This is a genomic window from Sphingomonas tagetis (genome assembly GCF_024211275.1).
GTDB classification, from domain to species: Bacteria; Pseudomonadota; Alphaproteobacteria; order Sphingomonadales; family Sphingomonadaceae; genus Sphingomonas; species Sphingomonas tagetis.
In genome coordinates, this window is sequence record NZ_JAMLDX010000019.1 from 21,496 (window position 1) to 41,833 (window position 20,338).

General features: G+C 61.8%; 20 protein-coding genes. 11 read left to right on the forward strand and 9 right to left on the reverse strand.

Going from position 1 to position 20,338, the window contains the following annotated elements; translation table 11 throughout:
* Positions 1-345: 345 nt before the first annotated feature.
* The 4 genes from M9978_RS18865 (at position 346) to M9978_RS18880 (ending at position 4,029) form a co-directional block, all read left to right on the forward strand.
* Complete coding sequence (locus M9978_RS18865) at positions 346-1,434, forward strand: ATP-binding protein (protein WP_254295991.1); 1,089 nt, start codon at positions 346-348, stop codon at positions 1,432-1,434.
* 155 nt (positions 1,435-1,589) lie between these two features.
* A complete protein-coding gene (locus M9978_RS18870) occupies positions 1,590-3,074 on the forward strand; it encodes an META domain-containing protein (protein WP_254295993.1) in 1,485 nt (494 codons plus the stop codon).
* A gap of 67 nt (positions 3,075-3,141) precedes the next feature.
* Positions 3,142-3,732, forward strand: coding sequence for a nuclear transport factor 2 family protein (locus M9978_RS18875; protein ID WP_254295995.1), 591 nt, complete (start codon positions 3,142-3,144; stop codon positions 3,730-3,732).
* Positions 3,733-3,852: 120 nt separating this feature from the next.
* A complete protein-coding gene (locus M9978_RS18880) occupies positions 3,853-4,029 on the forward strand; it encodes a DUF6771 family protein (RefSeq protein WP_254295997.1) in 177 nt (58 codons plus the stop codon).
* 31 nt (positions 4,030-4,060) lie between these two features.
* On the opposite strand, the gene M9978_RS18885 is transcribed toward M9978_RS18880, so the two are convergent.
* The 4 genes from M9978_RS18885 to M9978_RS18900 form a co-directional block, all read right to left on the reverse strand.
* Positions 4,061-4,678, reverse strand: a complete 618-nt coding sequence (locus M9978_RS18885) for a Ros/MucR family transcriptional regulator (RefSeq protein WP_436977203.1) — start codon at positions 4,676-4,678, stop codon at positions 4,061-4,063.
* A gap of 25 nt (positions 4,679-4,703) precedes the next feature.
* On the reverse strand, positions 4,704-4,883 hold the full coding sequence (locus M9978_RS18890) for a hypothetical protein (protein ID WP_254295999.1): 180 nt from the start codon (positions 4,881-4,883) through the stop codon (positions 4,704-4,706).
* Positions 4,884-5,039: 156 nt separating this feature from the next.
* Positions 5,040-5,219: a hypothetical protein gene (locus tag M9978_RS18895; protein WP_254296001.1), complete on the reverse strand. Its 180-nt coding sequence runs from the start codon at positions 5,217-5,219 to the stop codon at positions 5,040-5,042.
* 263 nt (positions 5,220-5,482) lie between these two features.
* Positions 5,483-5,809 (reverse strand): hypothetical protein, encoded by a 327-nt coding sequence (locus M9978_RS18900; protein WP_254296003.1) that lies wholly within the window; start codon positions 5,807-5,809, stop codon positions 5,483-5,485.
* A gap of 49 nt (positions 5,810-5,858) precedes the next feature.
* Here M9978_RS18900 and M9978_RS18905 point away from each other — a divergent pair, with 49 nt between their 5' ends.
* The gene (locus tag M9978_RS18905) at positions 5,859-6,302 is read left to right on the forward strand and encodes a bestrophin-like domain (RefSeq protein WP_254296006.1); all 444 of its coding nucleotides are present in this window, start codon (positions 5,859-5,861) and stop codon (positions 6,300-6,302) included.
* A gap of 189 nt (positions 6,303-6,491) precedes the next feature.
* Here the strand turns inward: M9978_RS18905 and M9978_RS18910 are convergent, their stop codons facing one another.
* From M9978_RS18910 to M9978_RS18925, 4 genes are all read right to left on the reverse strand, one after another.
* Positions 6,492-7,805, reverse strand: a complete 1,314-nt coding sequence (locus M9978_RS18910; protein ID WP_254296008.1) for a pectate lyase — start codon at positions 7,803-7,805, stop codon at positions 6,492-6,494.
* 54 nt (positions 7,806-7,859) lie between these two features.
* Positions 7,860-11,183: a TonB-dependent receptor domain-containing protein gene (locus M9978_RS18915; RefSeq protein ID WP_254296010.1), complete on the reverse strand. Its 3,324-nt coding sequence runs from the start codon at positions 11,181-11,183 to the stop codon at positions 7,860-7,862.
* Positions 11,184-11,749: 566 nt separating this feature from the next.
* Positions 11,750-12,145, reverse strand: a complete 396-nt coding sequence (locus M9978_RS18920) for a hypothetical protein (protein ID WP_254296013.1) — start codon at positions 12,143-12,145, stop codon at positions 11,750-11,752.
* A complete protein-coding gene (locus tag M9978_RS18925; protein ID WP_254296015.1) occupies positions 12,138-12,716 on the reverse strand; it encodes a hypothetical protein in 579 nt (192 codons plus the stop codon). Before M9978_RS18925 ends, M9978_RS18920 begins: the two co-directional genes overlap by 8 nt.
* A 1,252-nt stretch (positions 12,717-13,968) precedes the next feature.
* Between M9978_RS18925 and M9978_RS18930 the strand changes: the two genes are divergently transcribed.
* The 5 genes from M9978_RS18930 (at position 13,969) to M9978_RS18950 (ending at position 16,353) form a co-directional block, all read left to right on the forward strand.
* On the forward strand, positions 13,969-14,379 hold the full coding sequence (locus M9978_RS18930; RefSeq protein WP_254296017.1) for a hypothetical protein: 411 nt from the start codon (positions 13,969-13,971) through the stop codon (positions 14,377-14,379).
* Between the two features lie 121 nt (positions 14,380-14,500).
* Positions 14,501-14,728, forward strand: coding sequence for a DUF6771 family protein (locus tag M9978_RS18935; RefSeq protein ID WP_367305136.1), 228 nt, complete (start codon positions 14,501-14,503; stop codon positions 14,726-14,728).
* 172 nt (positions 14,729-14,900) lie between these two features.
* A complete protein-coding gene (locus M9978_RS18940; protein ID WP_254296021.1) occupies positions 14,901-15,398 on the forward strand; it encodes a hypothetical protein in 498 nt (165 codons plus the stop codon).
* Between the two features lie 197 nt (positions 15,399-15,595).
* Positions 15,596-15,772, forward strand: a complete 177-nt coding sequence (locus M9978_RS23205; protein ID WP_302054108.1) for an excalibur calcium-binding domain-containing protein — start codon at positions 15,596-15,598, stop codon at positions 15,770-15,772.
* Between the two features lie 263 nt (positions 15,773-16,035).
* Positions 16,036-16,353, forward strand: a complete 318-nt coding sequence (locus M9978_RS18950; RefSeq protein ID WP_254296023.1) for a PilZ domain-containing protein — start codon at positions 16,036-16,038, stop codon at positions 16,351-16,353.
* Positions 16,354-16,965: 612 nt separating this feature from the next.
* Here M9978_RS18950 and M9978_RS18955 read toward each other — a convergent pair.
* On the reverse strand, positions 16,966-18,414 hold the full coding sequence (locus M9978_RS18955; protein WP_254296025.1) for a M48 family metalloprotease: 1,449 nt from the start codon (positions 18,412-18,414) through the stop codon (positions 16,966-16,968).
* Positions 18,415-18,902: 488 nt separating this feature from the next.
* On the opposite strand from M9978_RS18955, the gene M9978_RS18960 reads away from it, so the two are divergent.
* On the forward strand, positions 18,903-20,216 hold the full coding sequence (locus tag M9978_RS18960; RefSeq protein ID WP_367305134.1) for a cation:proton antiporter: 1,314 nt from the start codon (positions 18,903-18,905) through the stop codon (positions 20,214-20,216).
* The last annotated feature ends 122 nt before the right edge of the window (positions 20,217-20,338 follow it).

Here is a 20,338-nt window from a genome sequence, read left to right on the forward strand (position 1 = left end):
ACCATTGATCATTCTTCGACGCCGCGGACATTGAGGCGCAGTTGAGAGGGCCGACATGCAAGGGATTGAGATTTCTTGCGGGGATCCGCGATGCGGGCAGAACCAGGCCATTCCTTCGCAATCAAGCACCCATCGGACAATGGTGTTGAGCGCCCGCGTCGCTCTCGATGGCGATGGCCAGCCACCGCACACCGAGCAGGATCGCCGGTCCTGGCAAAGCGGGCTACGACTGGCATTCTTGTGTAGAGAAAACCGAACATGAGACGCGGTCCTACCCTAGCCGGGGGATGCGGCGATCACGAGCCGGACCTATCCGCCTTCCGTTAGTTCATCTGGAGGGTTGCAATGGTCGATCGGCGTGCACGGCATATCAAACGTCTCGGTCTGAGTGTCAGTGCTGTGGCGCTAGCAGGGTCGAGTCAGGCGATTGCGCAGACTCAGCCGCCGTGCATCCCGGCCGAGCTGGGCTATTGCGTGATCGACAATGGCGGGACGACCGGCAGCGTTACGCTGGCTTCCCCGGCGATGCTGATCAAACGGGGGACGATTTCCGGCATCGACGGGGTGATAGTCAATGGCCCAGGGGTCATCCCGGCAGACACGCCGACGCCGGTGATGGCGATTGTCGACAACCGCGCCGGTGCGACGATTGCCGGCACCGGGGGCACCGCGACCCGCGGCACCAATCCGTTGACGGTGATCAATGCCGGCACGATCAATGGCAACGTCCAGGGCGCGCTGATGTATGTCGCCAACGGCGGCGTGCTGAACGGCAATCTGGTGCTCGGTACCGGTCAGCCCGCCGAATTCGGCAGCCAGCTCTTTGTGCAGCGCAGCGCGTCGACCGGTGTCACCGGCTCGATCACGGCGGGCAACGGCATCGACTTCTGGGTGCGGTCCTACGCCGCTTCGGCGAGTGCGAGCCTCGGCGCGGCGTTGCCCATCACGTTCGAGGTCGAAGGGATCGAGGCACGCGGCGCAGGAACCACGGTCACCACGGTCGCGTCGTCGCCCGACGCGATCCACGGGCTGATGCTGATGGGCGACGGTAATATCGTCAATCGCGCCGATGTCAGTCTGTTCAACACGGTCGGCGCAGGATTTCCGAACGGCGCGCAGATCTTCACGTCGGCAATCGGCTATGGTGGCGTGCCCGAGACGAACGCCTTTTTCACGTTCGGCTTCGTCAATCCCGCCAACCCGACGCAGACCTTGGCCAATTATTCGCTGCCCGTCCCCACGGGCGACGCGGCACGGCTGTTCGACAACTATTTCCAGGGCGCAGCCGGGTCGTCTTCCGTGGGCGGATTCGGGCTCGGCCTCGCCTCGGCCAGACGCATGGCAGCCATGTTCGGGGGAACGCTGGCGCTCGATCATCGCTGGAAAAGCGGCTGTGCGTTCGTGCTTCATCTCCCGCACAGCGCCAGACTTTAGCGGAAGGCGCGGCCCAGCAGAACTGCATGAAAACGGGCTCCAACAAGCTGGGCAAGCCTCTGCCTGACAAATGGCGCAGTCGCAAATCGCCACGGGACGCGTCCATCGCGAAGCAACGAGGCCGTTAAGGTCCTGTTCTCCCGGGGTGAGGCGTTATGTCGGTGATGCTTCGCCCGTTCCCCCTGCTGCTCGCCGTTGCGGCTTGCTCTTCGGCGCCTTCGGCCGCACCGTCTCGCGAAGCAGCGCAGCCCGGCCTGCCTGGCAAGTGGCGGGTCATCATGCTCGACGGGCGCGCTCTGGTCGTCGGGGGAGATGGCAGGCAGCCCGTGCTCACATTCGACGAGCATGGTTATGGCGCCTATGTCGGCTGCAACGCATTTGGCGGACAAGGGCTGGCGCACGAAGGCAGGCTGTATGGCGGCTTTGCGCTGTCCACCGCCATGGCTTGCGGGCCGCCATTCGATACGCAGGAAAAAAGCGTTCAGCGCCTGCTGGCGAGCGCCCCGCAGATCGAATGGCGTGGGCCTGACCGGGTCGCCCTCATCTCCCCCGCTCACCGGATCGAGCTCGTCCGAGCCGAACCGCTGCCGCCCGACCGGTTCGTGACGCGAGCCATGCCGCTGATCGGTACCGCCTGGAGCTTTGGTGCGCTGGACGGTCAGGCGATCGACATGCCAGGCGCGCGCTCTGGCCCAGTCCTCACAGTGGAAGGCGACCGCTTCACCATCGAGACGCCCTGTGTGGTGGCGGAAGGCAGCTGGGCTCAGACCGGCCCAGGCGCGGCCACGCTGAAGCCTGAACGTCGTACCGCGCGCAGCTGCAACGCCGCTTCGCGGGTGCAAAGCGATGCCTGGGTCACGGCACTGCGCGGGGCATTGCGCTATGGCAACGGGCCCAATGGCGAGATCCTGCTGGCAGGCGGCGGACATTGGATGTCCGGCGATCTCGTGCGCCGCGGCAGTAGCGAGGCGAGATCGCTTGCCGGCCGCTATGAGGTTGAGCGCAGCAGCGGCGCGGCACAGCGCGATGGCGCGAGGCGTCCCGAGCTCATTCTTGCCTCTGATGCCTATTCCCTGTGGGATGGCTGCAACCGTGCCGAAGGCCTTGCGATTGCATTCGAACGCCAGCTGTTCCTCCACCCCAATGGCCTCGCCACGCTTGCCAATTGTCCCTCTGCCCATACTGACGATCACCTCAAGCGCGTGGTGCTGTCCGAGCCGCGGATCGGCCAAATTCCGGGCGGCCTGCTGCTTTCCTCCCCGGCCGGCACCGTTCGACTGCGGCGCACGGGTGACATCCCGCCGGGCGCTGGAACGTCGAGCACCCGGCTTGTCCACGGCATGCGATTCCTCGTGCTCGGAAAGCCCGGGGGCAGCCTTGATATCCTCCCACAAAATCGCTTCCGTCTGACCCAGCAATGCGGCGTGACTGAGGGGCGTTGGCGAGCAGCTCCGCGGGAGCTCGACGGAGCGATCCGCTTTGCACCGGAAAGACCAGCAGAGGCTTGCGAACGAGATCCCGCTGCGCGTCCACTGCAACGCGCTTTCCTCGGCAATATGGACGTGGTCATCGGGCCCAATCGCGATATTGCCTTGTTCGCTGGCCGCTCTGGCGCGGTACGCGCCCGACTACAGCGCTAACCCGTCATGGATGGGGACCCCTGCCCCGTTCCGCAGCCGCCCCCTTGGCGTTCCCGTCCAGTTCCGGTTGCGGCAGGACGACGGGCTGTACATGATGGACGCAAGGCGACAGCCATCGCGCAGCGCGCTGATCGACCATCATGAGGAGAGAGGAATGACTTGCGTATCCATGGTCGATCATCAGACACGGGTTGAGATTCACGAGGTGCTCGCTCGGTTCTGCCATTATATCGACGACAGGGAACCGCGAAACTGGGCAAGTCTGTTCACGCCCGATGGCGCGCTGATCTGCGAGGGACAGGACTGCGCCCGCGGCAAGGAGCAGCTGGCTGAAGCGGCCGCCCGAATTCAAAGGGAGGGAAGTGCGACCGCGCGGCACGTCATCACTTCGGTAATGATCGAGCCGGGACATAGCCGTCGTGAAGTCGTCGTCCGAGCCTCTGGCCTGGTGATCGACATGGGCCATGGCGGCCTTTCAGAATTCCATGACTACCGCTTCACATTGCGCCAGGCAGGCGCTTGGCGGATTGCTCAACTCGCTGCCCGTCGTGTTGGCGCTGAAACCGCCCTTCCCTGCGGAATTTTTCAAGGTGTCTCGCTTTCCACAGCCGAGATTGCGCACGCAAAACAACCCGCAGGGTCGCACGCCTTTCAGTAGCCGTTGCTGTATCGGGACCTGCGCTCGCACGCAATTTTTTGGGTCGGGCAGAGCCGGTCGAGGAGCGTTTGCGGCCTCTCGCCCCTTGTCTGTCTTCTTGCGCTGTGGTCATGGCCGATCATGACAGCGAGTTCCGACCTGCAGCAGATTGTGGCTGCCATCCTGGCGCGCGCGCCGGACTGGCTGAAGCAGGGCCTTTTGTCGAAGGAGGTCAAGATCCGCCGCGAGGCCGAAGAAAGCCTCGCAGCGATGATTGCAGCTGCGGTGGCCAGCTCGAACGATAACGAGGCTGGCTAACGCGTGCCCTGACCGGCCGGTCTTCCCGCCGTCAGCTTGCGGGTACTGCCGTCTTTTTGCCCCTGCCCCCTGCCTTGCGCGCAGGCTGGGCGCCGGCCTTCGATGCCGGCTTGCGCCCGAGCCCGATCTTCCTGGCCATCTCGCGGCGCTGTTCGGAGTAAGCCGGCGCGGTCATCGGATAGCTGGCGGGCAGGTTATAGCGGGCGCGATATTGGTCGGCGGTGAGTCCGTGAGTGCCAAGATGACGGGTCAGGGTGCGGTAGGGACGCCCGTCGATCATCGAGAGGATGTGTTCCCTGCTGGCGAGGCTCTTGCGCGCGGTGACCGCCGGCGTGAACTCGGGCGCTGCGGCGGCATCGGGTTCAGATGATCCCCGCGCTGAAAGATCGCCGACCGTCTTGTGCATCGCGGTCAGGAACGCCACCGCCTCTTCGGTCGAGGCGCGAGTATTGTTGTTGGCGAGCCAGGCGGCGGTCAGTTCAGCGGCAAGCTCAACCGGGCTCAGGGTGTTCTCGTCGCTCATCATCGCCTCCGGCATCATGGAGCGACGATGTTTAGAGCCGCGGCGCGCAAGATCAACGTGTGGTTGTATTGTGGTCAGCGATGGTCGCAAGTTCGACGAGACGGTTCGACCATCGAGGATGCTCAATACTCGATCACGGTCTTCCGGACGGTCACTTCGGCATATCGTTTCTGATAACGGGCTGAAGCGTCACGCCATGGCCCAGTGGTGAAGCTTCGATTGCGTCCAGACCTCTCAGCAAGTCGGCAAAGATATCGTCGTGCTCCACCGGAAAGTGTCGCGCGAACCCGTCGCCGAGACGCTTGAGGTCAGCCGCGGTCAGAAAACCCACTGAAACGATTCGATCGTCTGGCACTTTCGCCTCCGACCGCCCCAACGCGCCGCCACGCCCGTAAGGTGCAACCGTTTCGGGCGCTCGCGGAATATAGCCGCGTCCCTACCCCATCCGGAACCGGGCATGCCTTACGAAATGTCTGCGGAGGCTCACTTACCGACCCTGTTCGGATTGCGACGGAACGCTCATGAGCTGCATCGAGATGTGCCTGGCACGACGTTCATATTCGTCGGCCATCCGCAAGTGCGCGAGCGCGGCAGGGTTGTCTTCGCAGGTAGCGGCTCGCTCGCGCTCCTCGCGCGCACGCCTGCGAAAATAGGCGGCATCATCCATCGCCCGTCTCCAAAACGCCCCCGCTCTGGCTACTCGAATAAAATAATCCAGGGCGGATCGTCCGGCAACTATTCGAATCAAGTTGAAGTGGGACAGAACGTCCCGTTCGATGGCGGTCCGGCAAGCGACCAAGCACTCAGCTTGTTCGTCTCGGCGGCGGATCGGCGCCGTTCAGCGGCCCGGAGAGTGCCAGCGATCTTCTCCCGCAATCGACATCCTCGCCGTGCGCCTCAATGCGCTCACGGTCCCTTAACGAGCAACAATTAGACCTTGTGACAGCCTGAAGGCCGCAGCGAGGGTCTGTCATGTCGTTCCATGAAACGCTTCCCCTGCCGGTGATCGCCATTCTGGTGTTCCTGATCCTGCTCTTCAGCACGGAGCTCGGCTATTCCGGCGCCCATAAATGGGCTTTGATGAAATCGAAGCGCAAACCCGCCGCCGACAGCGCGGGGCAGGATCACCTCCTTTCGGCGGTGCTGGGCCTTCTTGCGCTGTTGCTCGGCTTTACATTTTCCATGGCCCTCAGCCGGTACGAGTCCCGGCAGGAACTGGTAGCGCAGGAAGCCAACGCGATCCGTACGACATGGCATCTGGTGCAACTGGTCGACGAGCCGGGGCCGCGGCGTTCTCAGCGCGGATTTGCGGGAATATCTCAAGCTACGGATCATCTGGTCCAATTCCGAGGACCTGTCGGTGGCTGCCGCGCAGACCAGAGCGTCACAGCAACAATTATGGGTGGACGTCGGCAGGGTTCTCGACGCCACGCCCGAGGCCGCGTTGTCGCAAAGCCTGCTCGAAGGCATGAAGCAAAGTTTCGATCTCGCGGCCATGCGCACATCATCCCGCGCTGCGCGAATCCCGGATCGAGTGTTCCAGGTGCTGATCCTCTACGCCGCGTTGTCGATGGTCATGTTGGGCTACGTCCTGGCTTACAAGAACCGACGCCATTATGTGGCGACGGCCATCCTGGTGCTGCTCGTGACGATCTCCCTGACCATCATTCTCGATCTCGACCGGCCTCGTGACGGCGCCATCCAGGTTTCCCAAGAGGCGCTGGAAGATCTTTGGCGGCTGCTGAACTAAGCGGGCATATTGTTAATCTTACCAGAATCCGGATCCGTGGCTGTCACACGGACCGCTTCGCGCGCGATCATGCAAAGGCCATCATCAAAGCGCTGCCATTTGCTCCTCTTCATGTCCGGACGCATCTATCAAAATGGGTAATCATCCGTCCCGTTGCCAAGTTGCCGCGCCGGGCCGCAAGCGAGCCCCTTATTGCGCCAGCCTAGCTAACCACTCTTCCAGATTGAGATAGCCGTCCCGGTTACGATCGCCGTTCCCGTCGCGCGCATCGCGTGGATTGAGGCCGTGCCTGCGCTCCCAATCGTCCGGCATGCCGTCGCCATCGCTGTCGCGCGGGGGTGGCGCAGACTTGAGCTCGGGCCATCCGCCCACCTCGCTCTGGCTGTCAATGAGGTGGCCGGTGCGAACGCGTACGCCGGCAATTACTCGAGTATCGACGGCATCGCGTGCCTTCGACGCGCCTGCTTTGGCCAGTACACGCGCATAGGCAGACATTGCTGGATCCGTTGCGACCGGCGCGACCTCGACCGGCTTCGAAAGGCGATAGCCGAGCGGGGAAACGCCCGTGACCAGGCTCCACTGATCTGCGGGGACCGTGCCGTTCATGCTGTTGCCGGCAAAATACGCCCTCGCCAGCATGTTGGACTCGTGAAACGCGATCGGCTTGGTCGACTGCGGGCCCGCGACATAGGCGTTGTCGACGAAGTTGTACTGGGCGTGCGCCGCTTTATCCGCATTGTAGCCGCTGCGCGTCCCGCCCCAATTGTAGAAAACGTTGGAGCGGAAGTCGAACAATGCGCCAACCGGATCGACCGCGGGACCGTCATAATTGCCTGGCCGCGGCATTCGCGCCGAATGGTTGGCCCACAAATTATGATGAAAGCTGATGCGCGAACCTCGGCCGCCCCGTATCAGGCTGCCAAAGCCGTGAGCGCCCTTCACGTGAAGTGATCGCGTCAGCGATTCCGATATGATCGACCATTGCACAGTGAGGTCGTAAAAGCCCTCATCGGCATTGGTATAGCGCGCCGAGGCGGACAGCGTCTCGTCCACCGACCAGCTCGCCGACACATGGTCCAGGATGATGCGCCGGCCCCGATTGATCCAGATCGCATCGGATTCGGTTTTGGATTCGTCTCCAAGGCGCGAGCGGATGTATCGAATGACGACGTCGTCGGCGGCGACCTCAAGCCGATGGTCGCGCAGCGTGATGCCATCGCCCGGTGCCGATTGCCCGGCAATCGTGACCTGCCCCTCCCGAATCACGAGCGGCTTGGCCAGTTTGATCGTGCCGGACAGGCTAAACAGAATCGTGCGCGGCCCTTTCGTCTCTACTGCTGAGCGCAGGCTTCCAGGGCCGCTGTCATCGAGGTTGGTAACGAACAGAACGCGACCGCCTCGCCCGCCCTGCGAGAATCGGCCGGCGCCTTCGGCACCGGGAAAGGCGAGCTGAGGTAGCGGCGCCGTCGCCGACAGCGCCGCGATGAGAGCCAGCAGAAGCATTTGATACCTGCCTAGAATAGGGCGACGACGCGATCAGGCGCCGCCGCCGGTCGATCAGAACACGAGACGCGCGCCAGCGGTGACAATGCGACCGGTGCTGGCATAGGTCTGCGTGACCGGGTTTGCCGCATACATGGTGCGGTACTGCGTTTCGTTGGTGAGATTGCGCGCCTCCAGCGTGAACTTCGCGAAATCCGTGACATTCACCGCAAACGCGAAATCGACGTTCAGCGTGTCCTCATTATAGCCAAAATCGGCGACGATCGGCGAGTTACATGCTGCGCCGCCGTTGGTCGTGGTGCCGACGGCACAGGTGCCGCTCGCCAGCGGGAAACGATTGACGTAGCGCGTGCGATACGCCGCCGACACGCGCGCGGACCACACGCTGTTCTCGTAGTAGAGCGTCGCATTGAAAGCGTCGGGCGAGGTGTTGAGGAAAGGGCCTTCCGCAAACGTATTCGCCGCTGTCGGCGTGGTGCCCGTTCGGGTCGTGGCGAGCGCCGTGCCGGTCAGGTAGTTCAGCTTGGATTCGATATGGGTGCAATTCGCGATCACGCCCATCTTGTCGAACGGCGCCGGCAGGAACCAGAAATCGGTCTGCAGATTGACCTCGACGCCCTTGATCGTGCCGCCCGGCGCATCCTGGAACTGCCGAATGCCCCACGTGCCTCCCGCCAACGTATAATCGCGCAGCGTCTGACTGGTCATCGCCGCGACCACCTGATCGAAGACGGCGGGTTCGAACACGGTCTGTAGCGGCGCTTCGGTGGCGATTTGCTGCGGGAACGATTTGATGTTCTTGTGGAACAGCGTGAGCGCGATCAAGCCATTGTTGCGGAAGTATTTCTCGAAGCTGAGGTCGAAATTGGTCGCCCGGAACGGGTCCAGATAAGGGTTGCCTACCGTCACGGTCGGCGCGGTGGTTGCGTTCAGTCCGCTGGCGAACGAGGTGGTGCCAGGGGTCAGCGACGCAAGCTGCGGACGCGAGATGACCTCGGCCGCGGCAAAGCGTACGAGGAAGCCATCGGCAACCTCCCAATTGGCATTCATCGACGGCAGCCAATCCCAATATTCGTTGCGCGCCGTAACGGCCAGACCCGCGACGCCATCAGTGCCGCCGACATTGCCATCGCCGGTCACACGGGTGTTGGCGACGCGCAGGCCGGCATTGCCACGCAGCGGACGCCCGAACAGGACAAGATCATAGTCGACCTGGAAATAGGCGGAGGCATCACGCTCGGTGACCGCGTTGCGCTGCCGGCCATCAACCACGGCGCGATAGTCGCCCCATTTGTTGACGCAGTTGCAGTCGATCTGGAGCTTGTCGCTGAACTTCTGCAGATCCGGCGCATAGAAAGCCGTGGGCGAACCTTGTGAGACGTTCAGCCCTTGACCGAAGCCATAGAGCCGGCCGAGATCGGCGATCTGCAGCCCGGCCTCTGCCAGGGTCGGATTGATAGCTTCGATATCCTGACTGCGGCGTGCTTGATCGGCCTCATAGTGGAACCGCTTCCAAGTGCCGCCGAACTTCAGCGTCATTTCGGGGAGTGCGTTGTAGGTGAAATTCAGACGGGCAACACGAAATTCGTTATCAACCTGCGATTGGTAATAACGGATCGTCGACAGCCCCTTCACGAGCGACCAGCTGCTCGGCGAAGCGACGTCGAAGCCCGGGCTGAAGATCGGCATCTGATAGCCACCCCGATCATCGAATACGTAATTGTCTCGATCTATGGCGTTGAATTCGGCCAGCAGCCCCGTGGCGCGGAACTGCGATTTCGACCAGCCCGCCGTTGCGTCGATGGTGAAGCCATCGACAATGTCCTGACGGGCGTTGAGCGTCAGCTGCTTGAACTCAGTCCGCGCATATTGCGCTTCCGACGAACTGCGCCAGTCGACATCGTCAAGCACGAGATAATCTGCCTGCCCCGCGCTGTTGACATTTGCGGCACGCACCTTCGTGGCGGGCCGTCCGATCAGCTGATCATAGTATCCCGTCTGACTGGCGGTCGCGACATAGCCCGGGGAGGCGGGATTGTTGTAATAATCGAACGGGTTGAGGTTGAACGGATTAAGGCTGTTGAGATAGCCGGGCAGCGCAGCCTGGCCGACGCCGGTGCCGGGCTGTTCGCCGTTGCAGTCAATCGCAGCGCTGGGCACGCAGTTCGCATAGAGCGCGACGCGATCTGCATTGCCGTTGGCCGTGCCCACCGCGCGCAATCCGGCCGTGCCGGTTTGCTGGGCCCTGGCGTTGGTGCCGTTCCGGTTGAGACCGATTGTGGTGACGCCGGCCGTCTCGGTATCCTGATCGTATCGCGAATACACGCCGTCGAGGGTAATTTCGGTCGTGTCGGAGCGCCATTGCATCGTCGCGGTCGCGCCGAGTCGTTCGTACGACAGGCTCTGGCGATTGATCGATGGCAATGCCGGGATGATGGTCGTTGGCGTGATAAGGGAATAAGCGGCCGGATCGGATCCGAAGGTGGCGCCACTGCCGGCGGTCGAGGGGCGAGCGAAGCCGAAGGTGGCGGGCGTGACGCCGTTGATCTGTGAATTGCGGTACGCATATTCGAACTGGCCAATCGAGCGCGAATAGCGGTCGATCTGCTGCTCCTGCTTTTGATAGGCGATCGATCCCAAGATACCGAAATTATCCGTGATCCTGATCGAAGCCAGGCCGGTCAGACGCGGATTCCACGTTTCACCATTCTCGCGATATTCGACCTCAGCCCCCAGGGCTAAGCGATTGCTCTTGTAGGTCAACGGGCGACCGGTCGTGAGATCGATGATGGCGCCGAGCGAGCCCTCGTCATTCTCCGCAGCAGTCGATTTCGTCACCTTGATCCCGCCGAACAGTTCCGACGCGAATGTGTTGAAGTCGAAGCCGCGCGTACGATTGCCCGCATCGGCGCTGTTGCCGCCCGCGATATTCTGGGCATCAGCGCCGTTGAGGCGCACCATCTGGAAATCACCGCCGAGGCCGCGCACCGTGATCGAGCGCCCTTCGCCATTGTCGCGGTCGATTGAAACGCCTGGCAAGCGCTGGATCGATTCAGCAAGATTGGCATCGGGGAAGTCGGCGATGTCCTCAGCCGTGATCGCATCAATGATCTGATTTGCGCGCCGTTTTTCGCTCAGCGCATTCTGCAGCGACGCGCGGAACCCGGTAACCACAATCGCCTCTTCGTTACCATCGTCGCCGTCCGGCGCTGTCCGGACTTCTTGTGGCGGCGCTGCTTGCGGTGCGCTTCCTTCGATGCTCCTCGGGCTTTGGGGGGTTTCATTCGCAGCGGCCTGGGACGTGATCGCAAGCACGCCGGCAACGAGCAATGTGATCCGAGAAACTCCGGCTAACGATTCCCACTTCGATTCCGGCATGACCTCTCCCCACGACTTGTCTTGCAGCTCTGTGCGGCCGCATGATGACACCGGTATCATTACGTTCGAGAAGACGCAACCGATCTATATCGAGGCGTTCGGTTACTACAGCGCGCTAGAGGCGCCACTATGGCAGGATCGTCACGGCGCAATGCTCGGGCCGGTCGTTGAGTTCGCCTGGCCCGGCTGCCGCGGCGAGATACGATGTGGGCACGCGCAGCATCGACTATTTCCAGCACGCCGAAGCGCGGATGTCGGAGCCTTTATCAAATGCGGACCGGCCGCGTGCAACTGCGCTGGCGCGAACAGATACAATTGGTCCGACGGACTCTCATTATGGGCATGGCATGCTGTCAGCGCGGCTCTGCAAAGCCCTCAGTCATGTAACCATGCAGATGACGCTGGAGAAATCTAGGTCAGCGAGCACTGCGGACGGGACCGTCTCCCGCTTCGCATTCTCGACCTCATGCGCAAAAGCAGCTGTGCGAAGGTCGCGTCGGCGATCTAGCCTGCCTGACCTGCGGTCGTCGAGCCAATGCCCGACATGACGAGAAAGCGAACTGCGGTTAAATTGAAAGCAACCGGTCGAAGAACGCGCGATATCGCTGAAGAGCGATTCGAAGGTCTTCCGTCGAGACGTCGTCTCCTCGGTCCCACTGACCCTCGAGCTCGGACCTTTCCGCCGCAAAAACTTCAGCGAGACGCTTCATCGCACTGGCAACCATCTCATCGGCTTGTTCCACCGCCCTGCGTGGTTCATCAACAAAGCCCGTTTGAACGACATCCCACTGTCGGCGAAGTTCACCTGTCTCGTTTTCGGGAAGGAGCGGCGTTGAGGATGTGGCCTCGATATTTTGCGCCCTGGTCGCCTGCACATCGGCTGGCTCTCCAGCATTCGCCAGATCCGCCGTACTCATAGGCCGCTGGTCCAAGTTCGTGCGGACCGGATTCTCGTCAACCATGGCTCTTCTCCTGTCGGGTTTTCTCAACACCACGGTCAGACTTGGGTTCGTTCACAAGGTCGTCAAACAGCGTGCGATAATGGATCATTGCAGCGCGCAAATCCTCTGTGCTCGCCTCCCCGCGCGAATGGCGGACGGCAATGTCGTGCGCACTTCGGTAGTTTTGGACGACCTGCGGGTGGTCCACCGACAAGTCCTCGGCTCGGTGATCGAAGTCGGTTACGGGATAGCCTCGTACACGCATAACCTCCCCTAGCAAGTCGTCGGCCCTCGTGACCGCGTATTTAGGGTCATCGACGAACTGGGCCTGGACTTGATGCCAGCTCTCGACGAAGTGGCCGCGCATATCATCCGGCAGCGGCTTTATCGTATATCCGGCGACCCGCTTCTCCCGTGACGCAAGCACGGTGGCGGCCTTTCGCTCATCGCCGACCTCGTGAACCGTTCGCTCGTATTCTGGTCCAAAACGATCCTTGAGCGCTGCCACTCGTCGGGTCCGCATCCAAAGCCAGATTAGGAGCGCGGCAAGCGCCACAACTAGCGCGACGAGCACCATCTCGGTGGAGGTCATGGGCAGTCTCCTCATGACGAATAAGCCGCGTCCAGGCTCCCCGCAGCCTTTCTGGACGTGATCGGATCGCCCATTAGAACGATGCCGGAAGGTCATTGTTCCAGTTAATAACGGAGACCGGGATCAAGAGAATGAGCTGCGCATTTGCGGGCTTTACCGATCCGACATGATCCGCCGTTCGGAGCTTGCAATCGCTTCCTCGAGACCTAAGTCGGGATGGTCAGTCAGCTACCGGTGGAGATCGGCGGCCAACAGACGTACGAACGCCCCTGAAGCAAGTCGCGCATCGATGCGACGTCGTACCGAACCGCGCCAGGGTTGCCGAGGCTTGTTGGTCTGAGTCACGCTGCCACACCGGTTTGCGGCTCATACCGCCGAGGTTGCGCCGCACCATTCGGTGCGGCGCAACGAAATAGAAGGCGCTCCGGTGGACCGCGTCGACGCCAAGGCATGGCAGCAGTCAATCCGCCAACCCTAACACCCGGTCTGCCAACTCTCTCGCCGAATTTGTCTCCTGTTTCGCGCGGCCTGGCGGCACGCAGGCCGGAGTCTTCTTGGCAAGGCCCGGAGGGCACGCCTTGCGCCCCCGACCATATTGCACGCGGTCCTCAATCCCGAGCCGATTGCGGTCGACCGAAGCGCCAGTGCGCAGTCTTGCGCGCGCGCTTGCACGCGAGTCCGTGCGGGCCCTGACATAAGTCCGACCTTGGCCGCGTGCCTGTCCATCTCGCTGCACGCTGGCAGAAGCCGAAGACATTGCCGCCCCCTTGCCCTTGCCTTGTCCCTGCGAAAGCGCAGGCATGCTGGCCGCCATGGCAACCGAACTTGCGAACAATAGGAATTTACGCATGATGAAGCTCCCGTGTCCAAACCGGACATACTCGCTGAACATATCAAGTCATACTCTTGTTCCATAGCAAGAGCCTGCCGTATTCTAAACCTAAAGCTAGATGGGTTTCATGAACTATAGTTAACATTTTTATCTATCTACCATGGTGTATGCATGAGGTAGGATTGTTTACTATGATTCTTAATCAGCACTGCCTCATGTATTATTAAGATCAGGTTGACCCATCCGGTGAAGATATCTCCGGGGACTGGACAAGCTTTGTGGCTTTCGACGAGCTGCCTGCCGTTCGGTTCCACCGGGCGCTGCGCGTGCCGCTTGTGCGCCGGTCGCGGTCATCATCGCGATTTCCGCGCCGCATCTTGTTCAGCGTGCGGATGGCTGAAGGGACTAAGGGGGAAGAAGTTGACCGGTGTCGATCAATGCATTCGTGTTCGAATGCGCGCTCCAAACTCATTTTCAGGCGCTGCTGTCCGGCGCAACCGTGGACGCACGCTGATATTGGCGCAGCCATTCCACCACGCTATCGTGGTCGGCGAGGAGGACAACGTGGCTGACCGCGACCCGAACCTGGTAACGTCAAGCCTCTCACGCAAAGTGGACCGCGGAGGGGTGACCGTGCGGGTCGAGATCTACAGAATTGAAGATCGCGGTGGCTGGATCCTTGAGGTTGTGAACAGCCAAGGCACGTCAACGGTCTGGGACGAGGTGTTCGACACAGATAAAGCAGCTGATGTGGCGTTTCGGGAAGCCTTGGAAGCTGAGGGTATGACCGCATTTCTAGACAGCGCAACAATCATTCCGTTTCGACGCTGAGCGCAACCCTAAGCGAGCGACTTCTCGACGCCGCGGGGCGTCATGGGCTTGCCAACCTCTCCCTTTGCCCCACAATTCGCCACGGAAAGGGTCGAACCGGATCCGTTTAGCCTGAGCCATCCTGGCGACCCCGATATGGGCCAAGGTTGGTACAACCGCACCCGTTGAGCGCATGGGCGAGGAAGCGGCGCTTGAACTGGCTTGGTCCATCGAAAACCATGGCGACGATTCCCAGCAGCTGATCCTGACGATGTGCTCTTACCCACAAACAGGGTTTGAATGCCCGACCGAAATCCAGTGTAGGCACTCGTCGGTCGCCCGCGCCATCGCGCTCCCGTACGATGCCTGAACTTTCGAATGGTCCACGATCATCATGATCTGGCGAAGTATTTCGACCGTCGCCGCTGCGCTTGGCGTCCCTAAGCGGTCAATGCCGTATTCGGGCCGCCAGACTCGCCTCCGTTCGACCGGGCAGAACCAAAGCGAATAGAGAGCGTTGTTATGGCGATTGAGGAACGGTGATGTCCATCGAAGGCAAATGGTGGCTGCTCGTCTACGATGAGCCGTTCAGTGCCAAAAACTGGCGAAGATACGAGCTGCGGGCCAGTGAGGTATTCGACGGACAAACTGGCGAACGATTGGGCAGTTACACGCTGAGCGACAAAGGCGCAGATCTTCTATTTGATGAAAGGAATGGCGAACGCGAGCTTATCAAGCTGCGCATGTTCTCGTCGATCCGATATGGCGAGCCCGTTGACGGCCCCTTTGATTCAACTGCCGACAGCTACCGCGCGCTGATCGCTTCTCGCCATCTCGAGCAAAATGAGACGCAAAGCGTGGTCGACCCGAACGAAACCAATGATCAGCGCGTCGAGCGCGAGCGGCGCGAAGAAAAGGAATTTGCTTGGTTCGGCCCCTTCGCAATGTTCCATCGCGACTGCAAGGAGGATCGCCAGATTGGCGAAGCCATGATTTTTGAAAGCGAGAGGCCGGAGCGCAGAATTTCTGCCAAGGCTTAAACCTCTCCCAATCGAGCTGCACCAAGGTGACGCGATGCGTGATTTCGACACTCACAGCAGCCGTGCGGCGAACGAGCGTCGGATGAAGGGACGTGGTCAGCGCCGCGCGCGCGGACCCCGCCATACGACCGGCGCAGCCGAAATCGTGATTGCGTGGGCGGCGTGATGTTTTTGGCAGTCCCCGAACTTAATTCGGTTTGGTCGTCGGCTACCCAATCGCCAGAAGAGCGGCCAGGATCGAGCGAAGTGTCCATTATTCGGGTTGCAAGGTGGCTTCTGCGGCAGGCGCCGCGCCAATCCGACGCGGCGAACCGGGCTACCGGCAGGAAATGGACGGGGATTTTGACGGCGTTGCGTGCGAGCCTTACCGCTGAACGGCCAAATGCGCTGCGCATCCAGAGCGCGTGTCGATGAAAATTTCCCAAGCCCACGGAATGGGGAGCGAAGTCGCGGTAGCTTTTCGCCTTGACCTGCCCGGGCTGCTGTGCCTGGCGGAAAAAAGCGGGCTGATCCTCCACTCTACGAAGGCGTCGATGGGCTTGCTGACGCACTGATTAGGCGCCGCGGAAAACCCAGATTTTGAAGCGGTCGTCCTGTCGAACGCCATGTTAACTGATCTAGGGTTATTCGGGATGCTATGCAGACCGCCCCCACAATCAATTTGCGTGACCAACGCTACCAGGTTTTCCTGACGGCCAGTGCCGAACGGTTCGGTCAGGATCATGTGACCCGGCACCGCGTACGAAATCTTTCTTCGGACGGTGCTTGCATCGATCGGGCGAGCGAATGTCGGCCTAACGAAACGCTCGTGATTAGTATCGGCTCGCTAGTCGAAGTCGCCGCGCAGGTGCGATGGGTGCGAGGAGGCCTCGCTGGCTTGAAGTTCATCCAGGCCATCGACATCGGCAAGGCGCTCGGTAACGCTGCGATTCCCCCGAAAGCCCATTTTGGGTAGCTAACTGGTTCATTTCGCCGTTGGCCGAGTTTGCGCCGCAGGTTTGCGAACCCGCGGTGCGATCACGAGACGATCGCCCCTCCTGCGGGGCGGCGTTGGGGTCGATCGCGGAGAAGATCGAGTGAGCTGTGGTAAAAAGCCACGGCAACCTTTCGATTGTCTGGCACCACCGCCTCCCGACCGCTCTCAACGCTTCGTCACGCGGATACCGCCTGGGGCAGTGGCTGGGTTACGGTTCTCGGTCGGATTACGCTGGAACGGTCATGAGCTTGACTGCAAGATGCCCGGCACGACGGCCTTGTTCGTCGGCCATGCACACATGTGCGAGCGGTGCGGGATCGTCTTTGCAAGTCGCCGCGCTCGGGCGCCGCGCGCGCACTTGCAAACTAGGAGTCATCATCGATCGCCAGTCTCCAAACCGCCCCGCTCTGGCTGCTTGTTCGGAATAATTTGCCGCGGTTCGTCCAGCGATGATTCAGAACCAGCTTGAAGTCCTTCCGCAGCTGCCACGGCCCGGTCTAACCGATTTGGTCGCAGTTGGAAGGGTGCCTGCAAGCTGGCGTTCGCGAACGGGGTGGGACCAGCGCAGCTCTTCGAGCTTCGCGGCGATCGTCAGCGTATGTCCCCATAGGTCACGATCTTCACACGCTCTCCCGGCCGGATTGGCGCATAGCCATCGCGCCCGTTGAGGAGATCGAACAGCGCGCGTGGCGCTGGATCGACCATGCGGCGCGCCAGACCGTCGGGCGTGTCCCCTGCACGCGCAGATACGGTTCGGACAAACCGCGGACGCAATTGCCCGGCCTCGTCATCCGCCAGACGCCGGAAGGAGCGGAACAGCGCTTCGATTTCCGTCGCCTCGCTGTTCGCCGGCGGCGAGACGATGATGAAGTGATAGGCTTGCCCATCGCCGCCATCATAGGCGGCGATCGCCAGCGGTACACTGCCGTCCTGAACCGCGATTTCTATCGTCGCGATCACCGCGTCCAGGCCATTGATGCGGGTGGCCGTCAGCGCCCGCAGTTTAGCCGGTGCGTCGCCAACGAGGCGGTCGATCAGCGCGTCCGCATACTGCTTGACGTTCCGTCCGGAAAGCGAACCGCCCGCGAACTCGCCCGACACGCCGTTGGGCCCGCTGAGCCGGATAGCCTGTGGGCTGTTGGTCAGTGAAAAGCCGGTCGGCGCTTCGAACCCGATCCGCATGGTCGGGTGGGCGAAGCGCCGGCCAATGACGAAGCCTTGCTCCGGGTCGTCGCCATAAAGCAGGCCGTCGACGACGGCGAGATAGCGGTCGGCATGCTCTGGCATCTGATCGTCGGCGAGCGAGGACCTGCTTGCAGCCTCCCGCGAGCGCTCTATCCGTCGTTCGGTCAGCGGGTGGCTGAGCGCCCACTCCGGCAGCCTGCGGGCGTCGTCGCGGCCCCCGGTCTGCGCCATGAACCGGTTGTGGCGGCCAAGCGCAGCCAACATCTCCGATGCGGCGAAGACGTCATAGCCGGCACCCTCCAGGTAGCGGACGCCATGATCATCGGCCTCATATTCCTGCGTGCGTGAATAGCGCAGGCCGAACAACGCGCCGGCCTGCGTCGCGAGCCGCGCCAGCCGTTCGGATCCCGTCGCACTGACCGCGATTACGCCCAGGGTTCGCCAGATCGAGCGCCGCTGTTGGCGCTGCGCGTGCCGGCCGGTGATGTGTCCAACTTCATGGCCGAGTACGGATGCAAGCTCCGCCTCGCTGGTCACGATCGCGATCAGGCCGCGCGTGACATAGATATAGCAGCCCGGCACCGCAAAAGCGTTGACCACGTCGCTGTTGACGAGAGTGAATGAGCATTGGCCAGCAAGCCCTGCCGCGCGGGCGATTCGCTCGCCCACCGTGCGGACATATTGCGCTTCGTCCCCGGCATAGGCGCCACCGAATTCGGCAAGAAGCTGTGGGTGCGCTTCTTCGCCATAGGCTCGGTCAGCCTCGGAAATGCCTGCGGTGTCCTCGCCCGAGCCGCTGCCGCATGCCGAAACCAGACAAGCTAGGGCCAAGGCCGCCAAGCGCAGTCGCTTCATTGCTTTCTCCAGCACATCATCTTGTTCGACTTCGCGGCCGTCCGCCCGCGACACGTTGTGCCGAACCGTCGACCGACACATCGTGGACCAGCTTGAAACGCGCTTCGTCGAAGCTGAACAGTCCAAAGCAGCACAGGTCCGCAGTGATCACGAAGTCGAGCGCCGCATCGCACGGCTCTCCAGATGCCGCAGTTGAGCAATCCCGTTGCCATGGCGATGCGCAATTCCCGCTCGCCGTCGGACTGCCAGATATTCCAGCGGATCGGCTCGGTCCTCCATGCGCCCGGTGCCGATGATGACAGCCGATGACGAGATACAACAATCCGCGGGTAGAAAAGCCAAAGCGCATCAGCAAAGTCATCTTCTGGCTGACACACATCATATCCTCCGGCGTCAGCCAAGACCGCTCAGGGTGAGCTTTAGTTCCCGGCAGACGGCAACCGCCCAACACGTGGCCGACACCGGCCAAGAGGAGCCGTCTTGCCGCAATGAACGTTGAGCTGGGGATGTGGAATGTCTTGCAGCCCGAAGCCTATATCCTGATCCTGACGGGCACCGGGATCCTCATCGCATTGGTTGCGTGGCTGCCGCTCGCACTCAAGCGGCTTCCGCTCTCGCTCCCAATCGTCTGCATCGCCATCGGAGCGGGCGTCTTCCTGCTGCCGCAAGTCACGCTCAGACCCCTCCCGATCAATTATCCGGAAGTGACGGAGCGGTTCGCGGAGCTTGTGGTGATCATCGCCTTGATGGGCGCTGGCCTCAAGATCGATCGTGTGATCGGCTGGCGGCGATGGGCGATCACCTGGCGGCTCATCGGCATTGCAATGCCGCTGTCGATCCTCGCGATCACCGGCCTCGCCAACTGGGCGCTCGGCTTGCCGCTCGCCGTCGCCCTGTTGCTTGGCGCCAGTCTGGCCCCCACCGACCCGGTGCTGGCGGCCGATGTGCAGGTCGGCCCACCCAAGTCCGGTGAGGAGGACGAAGTTCGGTTCGGGCTGACGTCGGAAGCAGGCGTGAATGATGGCGCCGCCTTTCCCTTCATTCACCTGGCGATTCTGCTCAGCGCTACCGCGACAAGCGGCGGGCCTTGGCTGGGGGAGTGGCTGAGCTATCACGTCGCGTGGGAGATCATCGGAGGAATCGCCGGCGGCTGGCTGGTCGGCAAGCTGTTTGGCTGGCTCACTTTTCATGTCCCAGCCGAAACGAAACTTGCCAAGACTGGTGACGGGCTGATCGCACTGTCGGCAACCTTCGTTTCCTATGGCCTGACAGAAATGGTCCACGTCTATGGATTCCTGGCGGTGTTCGTCACGGCGCTAACCTTTCGCCACACCCATCGCGACCACAGCTTCCAGTTCGAGATGTACGCGCTGACCGAGCAAATCGAACGTCTTGTGATGATGGTGCTGCTGATCCTTTTGGGGGGGGCGCTCGTCAGCGGCTTGCTGGCTCCAGTCGGCTGGATCGAGGCGGTCGTCGCGGTCATCATCCTGCTGCTAATCCGGCCGCTTGCCGGCTGGGTGTCGCTGCTTGGGCATCGAGCCGATCGCGGTGAGCGGCTGACGCTCGCATTCTTCGGCATTCGTGGCGTCGGTTCGATTTACTACCTCGCTTTCGGCATCAACCATATGACGGTTGATCACGCTGAACGGCTGTGGGGCATCGTCGGGCTGGTCATCCTCTGCTCGGTGCTGCTGCACGGCTTGACGGTGACGCCGATCATGCGCTCGCTCGACCGCCAACAGGGGCGCGACCCGGACGCCGAGGAGACGGCGCCGCTCAGTGTGAAGATCCTGCGATGAAGCCAAGTAGAAGTAACAACGCAATTTCGTCGTGGTGGCATGCATTCCGGTTGACCGTACCATCGCGCTCCTGGCGCCTGGCGGCTCGTCCTTACTGAGCCCGCGCCCAGCGGCGAAATTGC